The sequence below is a fragment of the Micromonospora sp. RTBAU3-60 genome, assembly GCF_054963695.1.
Genome location: NZ_JBUEGB010000030.1, coordinates 55960 through 73577, shown reverse-complemented (window position 1 = coordinate 73577; position 17618 = coordinate 55960). Strand labels below are relative to the sequence as shown.

At 69.1% G+C, this 17618-nt stretch carries 9 protein-coding genes; 7 read left to right on the top strand and 2 right to left on the bottom strand.

Annotated features, from left to right (window positions below; all coding sequences use genetic code 11):
• Positions 1 to 313: 313 nt before the first annotated feature.
• The 3 genes from ACY34I_RS25505 to ACY34I_RS25495 all read left to right on the top strand — a co-directional run bounded on the left by ACY34I_RS25505 (position 314) and on the right by ACY34I_RS25495 (position 9722).
• Positions 314 to 3268, top strand: coding sequence for an ATP-binding protein (locus tag ACY34I_RS25505; RefSeq protein WP_462757546.1), 2955 nt, complete (start codon positions 314 to 316; stop codon positions 3266 to 3268).
• 82 nt (positions 3269 to 3350) lie between these two features.
• Complete coding sequence (locus ACY34I_RS25500) at positions 3351 to 3521, top strand: hypothetical protein (RefSeq protein WP_462757545.1); 171 nt, start codon at positions 3351 to 3353, stop codon at positions 3519 to 3521.
• A gap of 15 nt (positions 3522 to 3536) precedes the next feature.
• Positions 3537 to 9722 (top strand): S8 family serine peptidase, encoded by a 6186-nt coding sequence (locus ACY34I_RS25495; RefSeq protein WP_462757544.1) that lies wholly within the window; start codon positions 3537 to 3539, stop codon positions 9720 to 9722.
• Positions 9723 to 9858: 136 nt separating this feature from the next.
• On the opposite strand, the gene ACY34I_RS25490 is transcribed toward ACY34I_RS25495, so the two are convergent.
• Positions 9859 to 10479 carry a MerR family transcriptional regulator gene (locus tag ACY34I_RS25490; protein WP_462757543.1) on the bottom strand — a complete coding sequence of 207 codons (621 nt, stop codon included), beginning with the start codon at positions 10477 to 10479 and terminating at the stop codon, positions 9859 to 9861.
• A gap of 1358 nt (positions 10480 to 11837) precedes the next feature.
• Between ACY34I_RS25490 and ACY34I_RS25485 the strand changes: the two genes are divergently transcribed.
• From ACY34I_RS25485 to ACY34I_RS25470, 4 genes are all read left to right on the top strand, one after another.
• Positions 11838 to 12650, top strand: coding sequence for a helix-turn-helix domain-containing protein (locus ACY34I_RS25485; RefSeq protein WP_462757542.1), 813 nt, complete (start codon positions 11838 to 11840; stop codon positions 12648 to 12650).
• A 250-nt stretch (positions 12651 to 12900) separates the two neighbouring features.
• Entirely contained in the window at positions 12901 to 14493 is a 1593-nt protein-coding gene (cmdF, locus tag ACY34I_RS25480) for a tyrosine 2,3-aminomutase (RefSeq protein WP_462757541.1), read from the top strand.
• A 12-nt stretch (positions 14494 to 14505) separates the two neighbouring features.
• On the top strand, positions 14506 to 15846 hold the full coding sequence (locus tag ACY34I_RS25475) for a condensation domain-containing protein (RefSeq protein WP_462757540.1): 1341 nt from the start codon (positions 14506 to 14508) through the stop codon (positions 15844 to 15846).
• A gap of 12 nt (positions 15847 to 15858) precedes the next feature.
• Positions 15859 to 17100 carry an acyl-CoA dehydrogenase family protein gene (locus ACY34I_RS25470; RefSeq protein ID WP_462757539.1) on the top strand — a complete coding sequence of 414 codons (1242 nt, stop codon included), beginning with the start codon at positions 15859 to 15861 and terminating at the stop codon, positions 17098 to 17100.
• A gap of 276 nt (positions 17101 to 17376) precedes the next feature.
• Here the strand turns inward: ACY34I_RS25470 and ACY34I_RS25465 are convergent, their stop codons facing one another.
• A complete protein-coding gene (locus ACY34I_RS25465) occupies positions 17377 to 17514 on the bottom strand; it encodes a hypothetical protein (protein ID WP_462757538.1) in 138 nt (45 codons plus the stop codon).
• Positions 17515 to 17618: the final 104 nt, after the last annotated feature.

Sequence of the window (17618 nt, the reverse complement as noted above, 5' to 3'; positions counted from 1 at the left end):
CCATACGGTGGACATAAGGGCGAACAACGCCCAGCCACGTCGGCTCACCTGCGCGCATCCGACATCGGCGTCCCGCATCGCCGATACGCCACTGGATCATCCTCTCCGCCTGACATCAACGAACAACGGTCACCATGGCTGTGCCAGAGCCATATCCCGCGATGACCGTTGATATCACGTCCCCAGAGGGTCACCCTGGGCGCGGGGCGCCGTAACCATTGTCGGTGGACATCGCTCACTCCGGCTGAGGATCGCAACGCGAGTCGCCGCGATGGTACTTGCGCCCGAGCCCCGAAAAGCGAGATCATCACGCATGCTCGACCCCTCGCCCGAGGACGACGGGACTTCACCGACGGTTTCTACGCCGGCTTTCGTGGGTCGTGATCGGGAGATGGCGGCACTCCGGGGCGCCTTGGCCCGGCCACCGGCGATCGTGCTGGTAGAGGGCGAGGCGGGGATCGGGAAGAGCCGACTGCTGCGAGAGTGGTTGGCCGCGCCGCACCAGCGCACTGCCCTGGTCTCGGTGTGCCCACCGCTTCGAGAGTCGCTGACGTTGGGGCCGATCGTCGACGCGTTCCGTGGGATCGACCGGCCGGCGTCGCGATTGCGGCTCACCGATCTTGCGGGTGCGTTACGGCCCCTGTTCCCTGAATGGTCCTCGGACCTGCCGCCCGCGTTGGAGCCCTTGGAGGATGCGAAGGCGGCACGGCATCGCCTGTTCCGCGCCCTGGACGAGCTGCTCCGGGCTCTGCGTGTCGACGTTCTCGTGATCGAGGACGCTCACTGGGCCGACGAGGTGACCTTGGAGTTCCTGCTGTTCGTCACCTCCCGACAGCAGTCGGACGGGCCAAGCCTCGTGATCTCCTATCGGCCGGAGGAGGTGGACGCCGGATCGCTGTTGCTGCGGCTGACGTCCCGGCTGCCTGCTGGCGTGACCCAGCTGAGGATCGCCCTGGCGCCGATGCGACCCAGCGACACGGCAGCGCTGGTCTCCTCGATGCTGGACGGCAACCCGATATCGCAGGAGTTCACGACGTTCATGCACGAGCGGACCGGTGGTGTTCCGCTGGCGCTGGAGGAGTCGGTTCGCCTCATGTGCGACCGTGCCGACCTCGTCTTCCGCGACGGGCAGTGGGTCCGGCTGAAGCTGAGCGAGCTACAGGTGCCGCCAACGGTGCGCGACTCCACCCGGGAGCGGGTGGGCCGTCTGTCGCCGACAGCGCAGCAGGTGTTGCGAGCCGCGGCGACGTTGGCTGAGCGGTCATCGGTGGCCACGATCGCGGTGACCGCCGGTCTGCCACCAGATGCGTGTCGAGGCGCTATCGCGGAGGCGGCCGATGCCGGCGTCCTGGACGGAGACGACCGCGGCCAGTGGCGGTTCCGGCATGTGCTGGCCGCCACGGCTGTCTACGAAGCGATCCCGTTGACCGATCGCAGACACTTCCACCTGCTGGCTGGCCGGGCGTTGGAGGACATCCATCCGCCGCCTGTCGCACGCCTTGCCCGCCACTTCCGTGAGGCGGGCGAGACGGAGTCCTGGGCGCGGTACGCCGAGCAGGGCGCCGAGCTGGCCATGGCCTCGGGTGACCACACCAAGGCGGTCGCCCTGCTGGTCGATCTGTTGTCGTGGTCCGAGCTGCCGCCGTCGGATCGGGCACGAGTCGCGCGCATCGCCGGAGTAGCCGCACTGGGCCGTCGTGAACCGGTCGACGAGGTCTACCACCGCGTGATCCGTACCTTGCGCTCGGTGCTGGAGACCCCCGGTCTCTCCGCACGCCAGCAGGCCGAGATCCGCAACCCCCTGGGTCGGCTCCTGATCACCGGGGGTGAGGCGCAGGCCGCACTCAGCGAGCTCGAGCAGGCGGTGGCCAACCTCGACCATGACCCGGTCGAGGCAGCTCGGGCGATGACCTATCTTGGCTGGGCCTATGCGGGACCTTGGCCGGCGTCGACTCATCGGCGTTGGCTGGATCGCGCCGCTGAGCTCACCGCCGAAGTGGATTCTCCCGCAGAGCGGCTGAACCTGGCCGGCAACCGTGCCGCTGCGTTGCTCATGCTCGGCGAAGAGGAGGCCTGGGACGTCGTCGCCGACCTGCCCATCGACGGTGCGACCTCGGCGGAGCGTCTCGACGTGGCCCGCATCCACGCAAATGTCGGGACCGGCGCACTGATCTGGGGTCGGTACGCCGAGGCGGAGGCACATCTCGTCGTGGCCATGCGCCTTGCCGAGGCCGAGCAGGCGTCCCGGTTGCAATACAACGTCCGACTCGAACAGGCCAACCTGGCGTGGCTCACCGGTCGGTGGGAGGGTCTCGCGGAGCGAAGCGCGGCACTCGCCGACGCCGACCGAGACCGGCCGGCGCTCTACCTCGGCAGCATTCGGCTCGCGGCCCGGCTGGCAGCCGCGGCCGGACGGCGGCGCGCTGCGGAGGAGCAGTTCCGGCTGGTCCTCGAGGAGTCTGCCCGTCTCGGCGCAGCCGACGACACGATGGAGGCCGCCGCTGCGCTGGCCAGACTGTGGCTGACGGACGGAAACAGCGGCCGGGCGCTGCAGATCACGAACGAGCCGATGGACACAGTCCGGAGAAAAGGCATCTGGGTCTGGGCGACGGACCTCGTCCCCGCCCGGATCGAGGCGCACCTCGCCGCGGGTGACCTTGAGGCCGCGACACGCCTGGGCGACCAGCTCGCCAGAGGACTGCGTGGCCGTACCGCGCCTGCGCCGCGAGCGGCCCTCACCGTATGCCGTGCCCTGCTCGTCGCCGCAGCCGGAGACCACGCCCGCGCGGCGACGGCATACGACCGGGCGGCGCGCGCCTGGAGCGCGTTGCCGCGCCCCTACGACGCCATGCTCGCCCGCGAGCGTCAAGCCGAGGCGCTCATGGCGCAAGGCCAGACCGAACAGGGTCGAGAGCTGCTGGCCGCACAGTACGAGCAACTGTTCAGGCTCGGAGCCCGCGGCGATGCGGACCGTGTCGCACAGCGGCTTCGCGAACACGGCGCCGAAGTTCCGCGATTGTGGCGCGGCGGCCGACGGGGGTACGGCGACCAGCTCTCACCTCGTGAGCTCGACGTGGTCCGGCTGGTTGTCGCCGGCAAGACGAACCGGGAGATCAGCCGGATTCTGGCCAAGTCGCCGGCCACGGTGGATCAACAGCTGCGTGCGGCGATGCGCAAGTTGAAGGTGACCTCGCGGACCGCGCTCGCGGTCAAGGCGGTAGAGGCCGGAGTGTTCGCAGAAGAGGATTCCCTCGACGACCCGTCGTGAAAATTGACGTATCCGCTGGATAGCGAAGGCCGCTCGGCCCCCCCCGAGCATGACTCCATGATCCATGGCCCTGGGGCAGCGCATGCCTGAGCGACCTATCGCGCGTGACGACACCGTCATCGAGCACCAGCCACCACTTGAGCTGTCGCGGGAGCCGCGCCTCAGCGCCCGCGACGCCAGCGATGCCCGCGACGCCGGCGATGCCGGCGATGCCGGCGACCACAAGAGCCACGACCCCTACCAGCCCCTGTAGGCGGAGGACCCCCACATGAGACTCAAAGCGCTCGCCGCTTCGCTGGCCGTAGCGGTCGGCCTGAGCATGATCGCGCCACCGCCGGCGTCGGCCGCCGAGCCGGACCCCGGTGCGGCCGCCGGCAAGATCGCATCGGACCTGAAGGACCGCTTCCGCACGAAGCCGGTCTCCGACTTCTGGATCACGTTCGACACCAAGGCCGACCTCGCGCCGGCGAAGAAGATCGCCGACTGGACCACTCGCGGTCAGTTCGTCTACGACGCGCTGACCGCAGCGGCGAAGAACTCCGTGGCATCCGTCTCCACCGAACTCGACCGGGCAGGCGTCAAATACACCTCCTACCCGATCGCCAACGCGGTGCTCGTCAAGGGCGGCACCGAGAACCTCGCCCTCGACGTGGCCTCGGTGGTGCACGTCGCCGAGATCCACGCGACGCCGCAGGTCGCGCTGGTCGAGCCCGTGGACGAAAAGAGCCCGGCTGACCAGGCCGTCCGCCCCGCCGCCCCGAAGGCCGCCGCCGATGCGGGAATCGTCTCGTGGGGTCTGGACGCCATTCACGCTCCCGAGGCCTGGGCCATGGGTGCCACGGGTGCGGGCATCACCGTGTCCAACCTCGACTCCGGCGTCCAGTTCGACCATCCGGCGCTGGTGAACTCCTACCGCGGCAACAAGGGCGACGGCACGTTCAACCACGACTACAACTGGATGGCCACCCGAGGCACGTGCGCGGCCACGCCGTGCGACGACAACGGGCACGGCACGCACACCATGGGCACCATGGTCGGCGACGACGGCACCAACCACGTCGGCGTCGCCCCGGACGCGCAATGGATCGCGACGAACGGGTGCTGCGCGTCCAACGGCCCCGAGTCGCTGCTCGAATCCGGCTGGTGGCTGCTCGCCCCGACCGACGTCCACGGGAACAACCCGGACGTCTCCAAGCGCCCCCACGTCATCAACAACTCGTGGGGCCAGAGCGCGGAGCACAACTTCGACGACTTCTTCCAGGCCATCGACGAGGCCTGGAGCGCCGCGGGCATCTTCAGCGTCTGGTCATCGGGCAACACCTCGCCGTACGCGGCCTGCGACACCGTCTCCTCGCCCGGCTCCGCCGAGAGCGCCTACTCCGTCGGCGCCTACGCGTCCAACGGCACGCTCGCGTCGTTCTCCCGCAAGGGCGAGGGTGAAGGCGGCCGGATCAAGCCCGAGATCTCCGCCCCCGGCGTGACCGTCCGGTCGTCCTACCCGAACAACAGCTACACCGAGATGTCCGGCACCTCGATGGCGGCTCCCCACGTCGCCGGCGCCGTCGCGGCGCTGTGGAGCTATGACCCGACCCTCATCGGGCAGGTCGAGGAGACCCGCCGCCTGCTCGCCGAGTCGGCCGTCGACGTCGACGACACCGAGTGCGGCGGCACCGCCGCCTTCAACAACAAGTACGGCGAGGGCCGGCTCGACCTCGTCCGCCTGCTCCAGCTCGCGCCGCGCCAGGGCGGCACCCTGACCGGGATCGTCACCGCCAACGGCGCCCCGGTCCCCGCCGCCGAGGTGACGATCAGCGGCCCGTTCAGCCGGTCCATCGGGACCGACAAGGACGGCCGGTTCAAGATGAACCTCCCGGTCGGCGACTACCAGATCAGCACCAAGGTCTTCGGCTACCTGACCGCGACCGCGAGCGCCACGATCACCCTCGGCCAGAACACCTCCCTCGAGGTTCCCCTCACCGCCGCGGCGCGCCACGACATCAGCGGCAAGGTCGTCGACGACAAGAAGAAGCCCGTCCCGAACGCCGACGTCTCCGTCAAGGACACGCCGCTGGCCGCGGTGCGCACGGATGCCAACGGCGCGTTCACGATCGCCGCTGTCCCCGAGGGCGGGTACACGCTGAACATCAAGCCCAACGCCTGCTTCTCACCCACGACCGTCCCGCTGACCGTCGGCGCGCAGAACGAGTCGCGCGAGATTCCGGTCGCGCTCGTCGTCGACGAGGGCGGCTACACCTGCTCCGTCTCCGAAGGCGAGTACCTGCGCGGCACGGACCCGGTCGCGTTCCCGAGCGGCGTCTGGGCCACGGTGAAGCTGCCGTTCCCGGTCGCGCTCTACAACGGGAGCCACGACACCCTGGGTATCAGCCTGCGCGGCGTGATCGCCCCGGACGCCGCCACCGGTCCCGGCACCGGCGGCGCGGGCATCTTCCCGTTCTACGTCCAGACCCCCGTCCAGTTCGCCCCCGGCGGGGGAGTCTTCACGGCGGCCACCAAGGTCAACGGCGAGGACGCGTTCGTCATCGAGTTCCGCAACGCCAAGATCTGGGCCTACCCGATCCGGTCGGAGTACACGGAGCCGGTCAGCTTCTCGGCCACGCTCACCCGCTCGGGCAAGGTGATCTTCGGGTACGGCGACGGCATCGGGACCGACGACCCGGTGACCGGCGGCGCCCGCGCCATCACCGGCATACAGGGCTGGGCCGGCGTCGACGGCATCCGGTTCTCCGACAACGCCCCGGTGCTGCACGACGGGATGATCGTCACCTACGACCTGCCCGACTGGGGCTACCTCGACGCGACCGTCGTCGACCAGAACGACGGGCTGCCGGTGTCCGGGGCCAAGGTCTCGTTCACGAACAAGAATGGGCTCGTCGAGGCCGTCACGACCAACGGGACGGGCATCGTGCATCGCCAGCTTCCGGTCGGCGACTACACGATGACGGTCGACGCGCCGAACTACACGACCGCGGCATACCCCTTCTCCCTCGACAAGCTCTACGCGAAGGCCAAGATCGACGCACGGCTGACCACGGGTGTCGCCGGCCTGAAGGCCGAAGGCCTCGACGCGGTGCTGGGTACCGATCAGAAGGGCGTCGGCACGCTGACGCTGACCAACACCGGCTCGGCACCGCTGACGTACGACCTGGGCGAGGCGGGGCGCCACCCGGAGCTGGACGCGACCGGAGCCACCGAGCGCACCGGGACTGGAGCCGCCAGCACCATCGACCTCACCGCCTGGAACAAGACGTCGACGGGCATGCAGCCGTCGGCCTTCGACGGCACGAGCGCCAAGGTCGATGCCGCTGCAGCGCGCGCCGCCGACAAGATCGGCACGACCTCCGGCGGGGACGTCATCACCCGGATCGCCATCCCGGGCAAGATCGAGGAGAAGGAGCCCTCCGGCGTCGGGTACGACGGCGACGTCTGGGTCCACGACTACGACGCCAAGACCAACACCGCCTACACGGTGACCGGCAAGCCGACCGGCAAGGTCTTCGACGCCGCGTGGAACCCCGCCTACCGCGCGTTCGACCTGGAGCTCGACACTCGGACCGGCGACATGTGCCAAATCGAGGACAGCCCGCGCTCGGTGATCCACTGCTTCAACCGGGAGACCGGTAAGGAGACCAGGGTCATCAAGGGCACGTGGTCCACGGTGCAGCTGACCGGGCTCGCCTACAACCCGAAGCTCGACGTCTTCTACGTGGGCGGCCGCCAGAACGGCTCCATCGGGACCGTCGCCGGCACCTCGTGGGAGAACCCGGGCGAGTTCCTCTCCTACTGCGCCGCGCCCAAGCCCGAGGTGATGGGGCTGGCCTACAACCCCGCGTCGGACACGCTCTGGTACAGCGACCTCGCCAGCAGCGGGCCGACCCGGCTGATCCAGGTCAATCCCAGCACCTGTCAGCTCGTCAACGCCTGGTGGTTCCCGGGCATGAAGGCGCGACAGGGCGGTGGCCTTGCCACCGACGTGACCGGCGCGCTCTGGGCCGTGGACCAGATCGCCGATGACGTCCTGCTCGTCGACGTCGAGGACGACCTGCTCACCGACCTGCCGTGGCTGTCGCTCTCCTCGACCGGCGGCACCCTGGCCCCGGGTGAGTCGACGACCGTCAAGGTCTCGCTCTCCTCGAAGGACGCCAAGCCAGGAGTCCTCGGCGCGAACATCGTGGTGAGGTCCGACTCCGGACGCCAGTCCAAGACCTACGTCCCGGTGACGCTCACGACCACGAAGTACCAGGTCGGCGTCAACGCCGGCGGCCCTTCGTTCACCGACGACTCCGGCTACACCTGGTCCGGCGACCAGGCCTCCGGCGACGGGGCGTGGGGCTACGAGGGGAAGACGAAGGTCACCTCCACGCAGGCCGGGATCGAAGGCACGACGGACGACAAGCTGTTCCAGTCGCAGCGCACCACGCCACTCAAGGACCTGACCTACACCTTCCCCGACGCGCCCAAGGGCACCTACGCGATCGATCTCGGGTTCGCCGAGATCGAGAAGGTGGCCAAGGGGAAGCGGGTGTTCGACGTCCTCGTGGACGGCTCGCTGACGGAGTACGCGTACGACGCGGCCGCAGCCGTGGGACCGGACGCCGCCGACTGGCGCACGGCCGTCGTGAAGCACGAGGGCGGTCCGCTGACCGTGGAGCTGCGGGGTTCGAGGGGCCTGCGCGCCCCGAGCATCGCCGCGCTGCGCGTGACGCTCGACCCGCGCGCAGACCAGGTTGAGCAGGAGCCCGTGCCCGAGCAGCCGAAGCCGGGCGAGGTGCCGGTGGCTCCCGCCGGTCGCTCGTACTCGTTGAAGGTGACCAACGGGCTCTACCGCCAGGGCACCGAAAACACCGGCTGGAACGGCGACGACCTCTGCGGAGTGCTGTGGTTCGACTCCAGCTTCCGCTTCCCCTTCTACGACACGTCCTGGGACGGCGTGTGCGTGGGGACCAACGGATCGTTGATCTTCGACCGCGCCAGCACGCTGGGGAACAACACGGCACTGCCGTCGCGGTATCCGATCGACGCGATCTATCCGCTCTGGGACGACCTCATCGTCGACGCCCAGGCAGGCATCTACCTCGGCACGACCGAGGTGGACGGGCTGGCCGCGCAGGTCATCGAGTGGCGTAACGCCACCTTCTACAGTGACCGGACGGCTCGCGTGAGCTTCTCGGTCACCCTGATCGCGGACGGACGGATCCAGATCGGGTACGGCGACGGTATCGGTGGCGAGAAGCCCGTGACCCGCGGGTCGTCGGCCACGGTCGGCGTGGAGAGCCTCAACCGCAACCCCGCGAGCCAGTACTCCTTCAACCAGCCCGTCCTCACCGCCGGCCTGGGGCTGCAGTACACCCTCCCGGCCGCGGGCACGATCGAGGGCACGGTCACCGACGCGAACGACAGCAAGCCGATCGCGGGTGCGGTCGTCACGCTGAAGTCGCCGAATGGCGACCGGGTCATCACGGCCGACGCCGCGGGTCGTTGGAAGGCTCAGGCGCTGGTCGGCGAGAACACCGTGGAGGTATCGGCGCCGAACTACGTCACGGCCAGCCGCCCGGTCACGATCGCCAAGAAGGACCAGGCCGAGGTGGTCGACACTGCGCTCACCACGGGCATCGCGACCATCACCGGAGCCGGCTTCGACTGGTTCCTCGGCTCCGACCAGACGGCGAGCGCCGACGTGACCGTGACCAACACCGGCTCCGCGCCACTGCAGATCCAGCTCAGCGAGCAACGCCGCACCGAAGGCGGGCACGAGGCTGCCGATCTTCCGTGGCTGACGCTGACGGGTGCGGCCGTGACCGGCACGGTCCAACTCGCGGTCGGTGAGTCCACCACGGTCAGGGCGACCGCCGACAACACCGGGGTCCAGCCCGGCGTACTCGTCGGTGACGTGCTCGTGGCGTCGAACGCCGGCAAGGGCGAAGCCCAGTACGCGCCGGTCCGTCTGGCGACCTCTGCCTACTGGCAGGGCGTCGACGTGGGCGGGTCCGGGCACGTCGGTGCCGACGGCTTCGTCTGGTCGCCCGACCAGCCGCTGACCTCGGGACCGTGGGGGTACGTCGGAGGCGCCGCGCGCGCCACCAAGGCGGACATCGCCGGCACCGAGGATGACGCGTTGTTCCGGACCCAGCGGACCGGGAAGACGTTCGCCTACGTGTTCAAGAACGCGCCCGCCGGCACGTACCAGATCGGCCTCGACTTCGCGGAGATCGACAAGGTCAAGGCCGGCATGCGTACCTTCGATGTCCTGGTCGACGGCAAGGCCGTGCTCCACGACCACGACGTACAGGCGAAGGCGGGCGCGCTGACCGCGGACGTGAACACGGTCACCGTCAAGCACACCGGCGGCGACCTGAAGGTCGAGCTCCGCAGCGAGATCGGTGAGCGCGAGCCGATCCTCAACGCGCTGAAGGTCCAGGAGGACCCGCGCCTGTGAGATAGCCGAACCGCCCTCCAGCAAAGGTCAGAGCCTCCTCGGGACATCATCCCGGGGAGGCTCTGGCCGCGACTTTGCGACTTTGGCCCGCATTCGCGCACCGCCTGCATCAGCCGGCCGTCGACGAGTGAGCCGGTCAGCCGAACCGTAGGGCGACGTGGTGCTCCAGGGCCATCCTGCGGATCGCGGTCAGCGCGACCTCGAGCAGGACGCTGCGCGCGGCCGCAGCCGCCCGGTTGGGTTTCTCCGGCGAGAGCAGGTCGAGCTCCCGCACGATGAGCTGCTCGGTCGCCTCGGCGTACGCGGTGAAGAAGTCCATTTCGCAGTCACAGCCCAGCTGTCGCAGCGCCGCCAGCACCTGCGCCAGGTGGGTACTGACGGGCGCGTCCGGGTCGACCTGCCAGCCGTGCTCCTTGATCAGGCCCTCGACGCTGTCGCGCGCGCTGCGCAACACGCTGGCATTGTCCGGCCGGGGATCCTCCTGAGGGACCTGCGTGCGGTTGACAACATCGAAGAGCCCCGGCAGAGGGAGCTTCTCGTTCTCGATCGCGGCGAGCAGTGTCCGGACCGAGGTGAGATCGAGCTGGCCGATGGTGGTGAACGCGCGGATCAGCCGCAGTCGGCGCAGGTGCGCCTCGCCGTAGGCGGCCTGGTTGCGGCCGGTCGGCTCGCCGGGCGGGAGCAGGCGTTCGCGAAGGTAGAACTTGATCGTGGGTACCGGTACACCGGTCTGCCTGCTCAGATCCGATATGCGCATGGAAACCCCACATCCCGCACGTCAACGGTCACCCGCCCGTGCCGGTGCTCTCGCTGCACGACGTGGGCGTTCTGTTCATAGGCCAGGTTCGTCGTAAGGCCGGGGTGGTTGTACTTTGGCGAGGCGACCCCGCGACTGTGCAAAAGAAGACACGCGCTGTTCGGGTGTCGGAATAATCATTCGGAATCCCTCGGGAACGTTTTTATGAAATTGTGCGGCAGTGCGGTGTTACCCATGAAGTGCCAAAGATGGCTGCGCGGCGAGGTGCCGTGATTTGACTATGACGGTGCCGACAAGTCCTGGCGACAGCCGGCGCGGAAGTCCGGCGGGTTGCGTTGGCAACGGGTCTCCCTCAGCGGTTGTGGCTATGCGGGCATGGATATTGTCGGCGTATCTCGTATGCGATGTCTTCTCGATCCGTGCGGTGTAGCTGAATCGACACTTTGTGTGATGGGCAGCGGCGGGATCAGTCCGATCTGTACCGTCATCGGTGGGCCGCCGCGCACGCGCCGTGACAGCATGAGTTCGGGGACTACGCGGTGGCCGGGGCCACCCGCTGTGGACCGCTGGATCGACTCGGCGTGGGCCGGAGCGCTCGGGCTCCGGCCAGAACCGCGGATCGCGGTGGCGGCGTGCACGGCTGGCGCGCGAGGTCGCCGGGCTCGCGCCGGACGAGCGTGCATCCGGGCGCCTGGCGCGGCCGACCGCGTGAGCGTCGCACTGCGTCACCGACGCGGCCGGCGAGGAGTGCCGGGCGGCCGGTCACGGCGAGCCGGCCTGGTACGGCGGACGTCGTGGGCGAGCCCGGCAGCTGACCGCCAGGTCGGGCGGACGCTGTACCACGATCTGCGGACGCTTGGCGCCTGAGCGCCCGACCGTCCTGTCCCGATTTGTAATTCCGGCAGCGCGCCGCGTCGGTCCCAGGAAATGGAGGCGTTTCTGGGAACGATTTGCGCGCCGATTCGTCATGGTGTAGAACGCCCGTTTTCGAACACCTCTGAAATGGATAGCGCATTGAAGCTGGTGATTCAGACTGCGGACAGCGGTGAGCATCGGTATCCATCCTCGCGGACGACGCGTCGAGGTTGACGATTCCTGCTGCCGACAGCAGTGAGCATCAATATCCAAATTTACTTCACGTGTGCGCTGCGTACTCGGCTCGTAAGTGGAGGGTATTGCTCGCCATCTGGGGGTCGGCTAGCCTGTCTCCGGGGATCAGGGAGTTCCACATCCATCGATGATACCGATGTCAAGGACAATTTCGGCGACTATTCCCTGTCATTGTCGAGGCAGGTGAGAAATGTCGTCCCGAATTGCTTTGCCATTCCAGGGTCGTCGACTGCCATCAGGGGGATATCATGGAGGACGTTGCCGAACGGGCCGTGCTGCGGGCGATCGAAGCGATGCACGAGCGGCTGGGCGACGAGTTGACCATCGACGACCTGGCCCGCGCGGCTATGTTCAGCAAGTTCCACTTCACGCGGATCTTCCAGCGACACACCGGCGTCTCGCCCGGTCGTTTCCTGTCGGCGTTGCGCCTACAGCGAGCCAAGCATCTGTTGGTTTCCACATCGATGAACGTCGCGGACATCAGCGTGCAGGTCGGGTACAACAGCGTCGGTACGTTCAGTTCGCGCTTCAGCCGCAGCGTGGGCATGTCGCCGACAGCGTACCGGCGCCGCGCCGGGTATGCCGTCGCCATCCAGGCCGCCGCCGACAGCGCGAGCCGCCGTTCGAACGCCCGGCTGTCCTGCCGGCTGCGCCTGCCCGAGCCGGACCAGGCGGTGATCTTCGTGGGCATGTTCGCCCACCGGATCCCGGAGGGCCGACCGGTACGCTGCGCGGTGCTTGATCAACCCGGCCGGGTCGTCTTCAACTCGGTACCGCTCGGCACCTGGTACCTGCTCGCGCAGTCAGTGTCACTGGACGGAGCCGAGGTCGGTACCGGGGCGGACATCGCCGACCGGCCGGTGTCGGTCGCCACCTACGGCCCGTTCACGGTACGGGCCGACTCGATGATCGCCGCAGACCTGGAGCTGCGGCCGACCCGGGACCTGGACCCGCCGGTGCTGCTTGCCCTGCTCGACGCGCGCAAGTACGCGATGGACCGGCGAAGCGAGGCGCAGGACGCCCCGCAGCCGGGATACGAGCGCATCGCCGCCGCCGCCTGACCGGCCCCTCGCACTTTCGGTGCGCACGATGATCCACATGCGCCGGCCGAGCGCCCCCGTCGGCGGTCGCATCTTCATCGCTGCGGGGCGTCGTCGTGGCGCGTCATGGGTCCACCTGGCGCACCTCTTGACCGGCGGACCCGCGGCGGCATCCACGAAGATGCGGGGCCCTCCCGGCGGTCATGACAATCGGGGCGCGGCCAGGTAGCAGGGCAGTGACCATCCGTTCGTCACACCACTAGGGAGCGTAATGACCACGGTCGGCACCGACGTCAACGTCGATCTCGACGGTGAGACGCTCGGCCTTCCAGATCTGCGCTGCGTCGCCGAGGACCACGCATCGGTCGCCCTCAGCACCCGGGTGCTACAGCGCGCGGCCTTGAGCCGGGAGCAGTTCGAGGAGACTGTGCGGCAGAACATCCCGGTCTACGGGGTGACCACCGGCTACAGCGAGATGATCTACATCCTCTCCGAAACGGCCAAGGAGACCGAGCTCCAGACCAACCTGGTGCGCAGCCCCAGCGCCGGCGTCGGCCCGCTGCTGAGCGAGGTCGAGGCGCGGGCCATGGTCACCGCGAGACTGAACGCCCTCGCCAAGGGGCACTCGGCCGTGCGGCCCGCAGTGCTCGAACGTATCGCGCTCCACCTCAACGAGGGCCTCACGCCGGCCGTGCCGGAGATCGGCTCGCTGGGCGCCGGCGGCGACCTCGCCCCGCTGGCGCACCTGGCGAGCACCCTGATGGGCGAGGGTTACCTGCTGCGCGACGGAGTGCGGACGCCGACCGCTCCGGTGCTGCGCTCGCTGGGCATCGAGCCACTGCGGCTGCACTTCAAAGAAGGTCTGGGGCTGATCAACGGCACCTCGGCGGTGACCGGCGTCGCCGCCCTGGTGGCCGAGTACGCGCTGGCCCAGGCACGGCACGCGGAGATCGCCGCGGCGCTGGTCATCGAGGTACTGCAAGGCTCGATGAGCCCATTCCAGCCGGCGGGCCACGAAGCCCGCCCGCACGCCGGCCAGATCGCCAGCGCCGCCAACATGCGCGCGCTGATGAACGGCAGCAGGCTGATCATCGAACACGCGGATCGCCGCCGGCGGGTGGCCGCCAGAATGAAGAACGGCAACGGCTCCGTGTTCCGCTCCGACGTCGGCCTTCAGCAGGCGTACTCGCTGCGCTGCGTGCCGCAGGTGATCGGCGCGGTCAGGGACACACTCGGGCACGCCCGGCTCAAGCTCGAGATCGAACTCAACTCGGCCACCGACAACCCGCTGTTCCTCCCCGACCGGGAGAGCTTTCACGGCCAGCCGGTCGCCTTCGTGATGGACTTCCTGACCATCGCGCTCACCCAACTCGGCGTGCTCTCCGAACGGCGCAGCAACCGGCTGCTCAACCGGCGCCTCAGCGACGGCCTGCCGGAGTTCCTGATCAAGGGCGAGCATGGCCTGCACCGCGGCTTCGCCGGCGCGCGGTACCCGGCCACCGCGCTGGTCGCGGAAAACCGGACGATCGACCCGGCCAGCACCCACAGCGTGCCCTCCGACGGCGACAACCAGGACGTGGTCAGCACGGGCCTGATCGCCACCCGCAACTGCCGGCGGGTGCTGCGCAACAACAACATCATCCTGGCCCAGGAGTTCCTCGCCGCCGCGCAGGCGGTGGACGTCTCCGGGCGCCTCGACAGGCTGAGCCCGGCCGGCCGGATCACCTACGACACCATCCGGTCGCTGGTGCCCACCCTCGACGACGACCGCTACCTCGCAGACGAACTTCAGCTGGTCGCCGACGAACTAGAACGCGGCACGCTGATCGATGCCCTCCACGACGCCGGTGTCAACCTCCAGTAAGGAGAAACTCCCATGACCATCACTCCGGAAGCCCCGCAGGCGCCTACCGCGCTCTCACTCCAGCAGCAGTTCCTCTGCCTGTTCGCCCAAGGCTTCGAAGCCGGGCCATTCGGGCCGCACTACGTGGAGGTCGGCGGGTGGCGGCTCCACGGACGCGTCGACGCGCAGGTCCTGCGCCTGGCGCTGGCCGACGTGGTCGAGCGGCACGAGGCGTTGCGTACCGTGTTGCACCTGGAGAACGGCGGCGGCACGCAGAGCGTGCTGCCCGCCCGGCAACCCGAGCTGCAAGTGATCGAACTGGACGACTCACCGGGCGTGGACCGGGACCGGCGCGCCGAGCAGCTCATGATCGAGGCGGAGACCCGGCCGTTCCCGATCGACGAGGTCCCGCTGCTGCGGGCCGTGCTCGGCCGCTTCGACGAGCAGGACTCCGTGCTGGTGCTCTGCACCCACCACAGCGCCGCGGACGTCTGGTCGCTCCAGGTGATCCTGCGGGACTTGGCGGAGTGCTACGCGGCTCGCGCCGCCGGGGACGAGCCGCAGCTGCCCGAGGTGACCCAGTACCGCGACTACATCGCCGCACAGCAGGAGGAGGCCGCTGGGCCGACGGTGGCTGCCTCACGGGCCTACTGGCGTGAAACGCTGCGCGGCGCCCGGATCCTGGTCGCGCCGACGCGCCGCGACGAGCAGGTGGCCCCGGCGACGAGTTATCACCGGTTCACCACCGACGCGCACCTGAGCGCGGAAGTGTCCCGGCTTGCCAGGGAGACGCGCAGCTCCCCGTTCATGGTGCTGCTCGCCGCGTTCGCCGTCTTTGTGAACCGGCGCACCCAGGCGACCGACATCGTGGTGCCCACCTTCGCGCCGGGCCGCCAGCACCGCTTCCAGTCCACGGTCGGGTCGTTCTTCAACTTCCTCCCGCTCCGGGTGGATCTGCGCGACTGCCGCACCTTCCGCGATGTCGTCGCCCGCACCAGGACGGCCTGCGTCGGCGCCTTCAAGCACGAGCTGCCGCTGCTGCACGTGCTCGCCGAGGCGCCCGAGCTGATGGCATCGGTCGGCCCCGACGCGGTGCCGTGCCTGTTCCAGGCCGTCCAGCCGCCCTACCTGATGCAGGGCAAGCGGATCGGCGACCTCGAGTACACGGCGATCTGGCGTCGGGTCATGCCGCAGCCAGCCGGCTCCGAAACCCCGGACGGCATCATCTGGTCGATGCACCTGAGCAACACCGAAGTCGTTGGCGGGCTCAGCTTCAGCCGCCACCTGTTCGATCGGGCTGAGATCGAAGAGCAGGTGGCCGGGTATCTCAGCGTGATCGGCGAGATGGTGGCCGACCCGGATTCGACGATCTGAGAGGTTGACACCATGACCGTCACCGCGAACGACGTGCAGGGCACGGCCCTGCCATCCGAGCCCGACGTCACCCCGGCCATGCTGATCGAGCGGGCCAAGGCCATGGCGCCCGCCCTGGTGGCCCGCCAGCGTGAGACGGAGGAGCGAACCTACTACGCCGAGGACACCCATCGGGCGTTCCGGGACGCCGGCTTCTACCGCATCACGGTGCCCAAGCGCTACGGCGGCTACGAGTTCGGCTTCGACACCTTCCTGCAAATCGTGATGATCCTGACCCGGGCCTGCGCGTCGACCGGTTGGATGTACTGCCTGGGCGCGGCGCACTCGCTGTTCGCCGGCAGCATGTTCGGGGAGAAGGCGCAGGCCGAGATCTTCAGTGGCGGCGACTTCATCGCGCCCCTCGTCAACGCCCCGCACGGCACAGCCCGGCGCGCCGCGGACGGCGGCTGGATCCTGAACGGCGTCTGGAAGTACTGCTCCGGCGCGCCGTACGCGACCCACCTGATCGGCAACACGATGATCGTCGACGATGACGGGAAACCGCCACGCCCACTGTTGTTCATCGCGCCCCGCGATCAGTGGGAAATGCTCGACGACTGGGGCTGGCAGCTGGGCCTCAAGGGCAGCGGGTCGCACAGCATCCGGATCTCCGACGGACACATCCCCAGCCACTTCGGCCTGGAGGTCAATTTCGAGGAAATCTCGGTGACCGGCGGCACCCCCGGGCGGGACCTGCACGAGCACCCGCAGTACGGCGGCGCGCCGGCCAGCTCGATGGCCCTGGAGGGCGCACACATCGCGGTCGGCATGTGCCAGGGCGCGCTTGACGCGTACACGGAGTTGATGTTTTCCCGCCCCACGATCCTCCCGCCGTTCCCGCCCAGGGTGGATGACCCCGACTTCCAGCTCTGGTACGGGCAGGCCAGCAGCATGATCGACGCCGCCGAGACGCTCGTGCTTGCCACGGCGCGGCGCTGGCACGAGCTGTCCGAGCAACCGCTCGGAGCGTTTACCGCCGAGGAGGACCTGCGGATCGCGTTGACCTGTCGAGAGGCCACGTCGCTGGCCTGGCGGGCCGTCGACGAGATCATCCAGCCGACGGGCGGCAGCACGTCCGTGCGTGAGGGGGAACGTCTCGAACGGGTCTGGCGGGACCTCTCCACCGGACGCACCCACGTCAGTTCCGCCGTGCTGCTCACCACCATGGCCAACCGCGCCTACACCCAGCTGCGGCTGCAGAGCGAGCGCCGGTGACGGCGATCGTGGCGCTGAGGTCCGTCCAGGGCGGCCGGCCCCGGACATCGCCCGCCTGCTGAGGCGACCGGGCGGGGCGCACCGGATCGACGACACGGATCCGCGACTGGATCCGTGTCCTCGCCCGGTGCGCCCCCGTTTGCCCGGCCGCTGAGCGTGCGTCCCCGCCGCGGCCGTGCCTCGCACACCCGGTGCGACCACGGTCCACCTGCATCCGCAACCAGGGCGTGCGGCACATGCCTGCCGGGCTGGACCTGACCATCGGGCGATGGCCCGTCAGCACGGGTTGGTGAGCATCGCACCACCCTGCGCCCGCTCCTTCGCCCTCGGCGGCGCCGGCAGGTCGGAGGCGGCGGTCGGCCGGGCCGGCCCGCGCTGGTCGGGGGCGCGGGCGCGCCGCCACGCTCGGGTCATCGACGTCCTGCTAACCAGCACGCCGTGGCGAAGGACGTCGTCCATACCGGAAAAGCCGCCAGCCGCTGCCTTCGCTCAGGAAGACAGCGGCTGGCGGCGTGGCC

Bases quoted from the DNA above. Each gene is read 5' to 3' on its own strand.
- cmdF (WP_462757541.1), top strand. From the start codon at position 12,901: ATGACCACGGTCGGCACCGACGTCAACGTCGATCTCGACGGTGAGACG.
- ACY34I_RS25495 (WP_462757544.1), top strand. From the start codon at position 3,537: ATGAGACTCAAAGCGCTCGCCGCTTCGCTGGCCGTAGCGGTCGGCCTG.
- ACY34I_RS25485 (WP_462757542.1), top strand. From the start codon at position 11,838: ATGGAGGACGTTGCCGAACGGGCCGTGCTGCGGGCGATCGAAGCGATG.
- ACY34I_RS25500 (WP_462757545.1), top strand. From the start codon at position 3,351: ATGCCTGAGCGACCTATCGCGCGTGACGACACCGTCATCGAGCACCAG.
- ACY34I_RS25465 (WP_462757538.1), bottom strand. From the start codon at position 17,514: ATGACCCGAGCGTGGCGGCGCGCCCGCGCCCCCGACCAGCGCGGGCCG.
- ACY34I_RS25490 (WP_462757543.1), bottom strand. From the start codon at position 10,479: ATGCGCATATCGGATCTGAGCAGGCAGACCGGTGTACCGGTACCCACG.
- ACY34I_RS25470 (WP_462757539.1), top strand. From the start codon at position 15,859: ATGACCGTCACCGCGAACGACGTGCAGGGCACGGCCCTGCCATCCGAG.
- ACY34I_RS25475 (WP_462757540.1), top strand. From the start codon at position 14,506: ATGACCATCACTCCGGAAGCCCCGCAGGCGCCTACCGCGCTCTCACTC.
- ACY34I_RS25505 (WP_462757546.1), top strand. From the start codon at position 314: ATGCTCGACCCCTCGCCCGAGGACGACGGGACTTCACCGACGGTTTCT.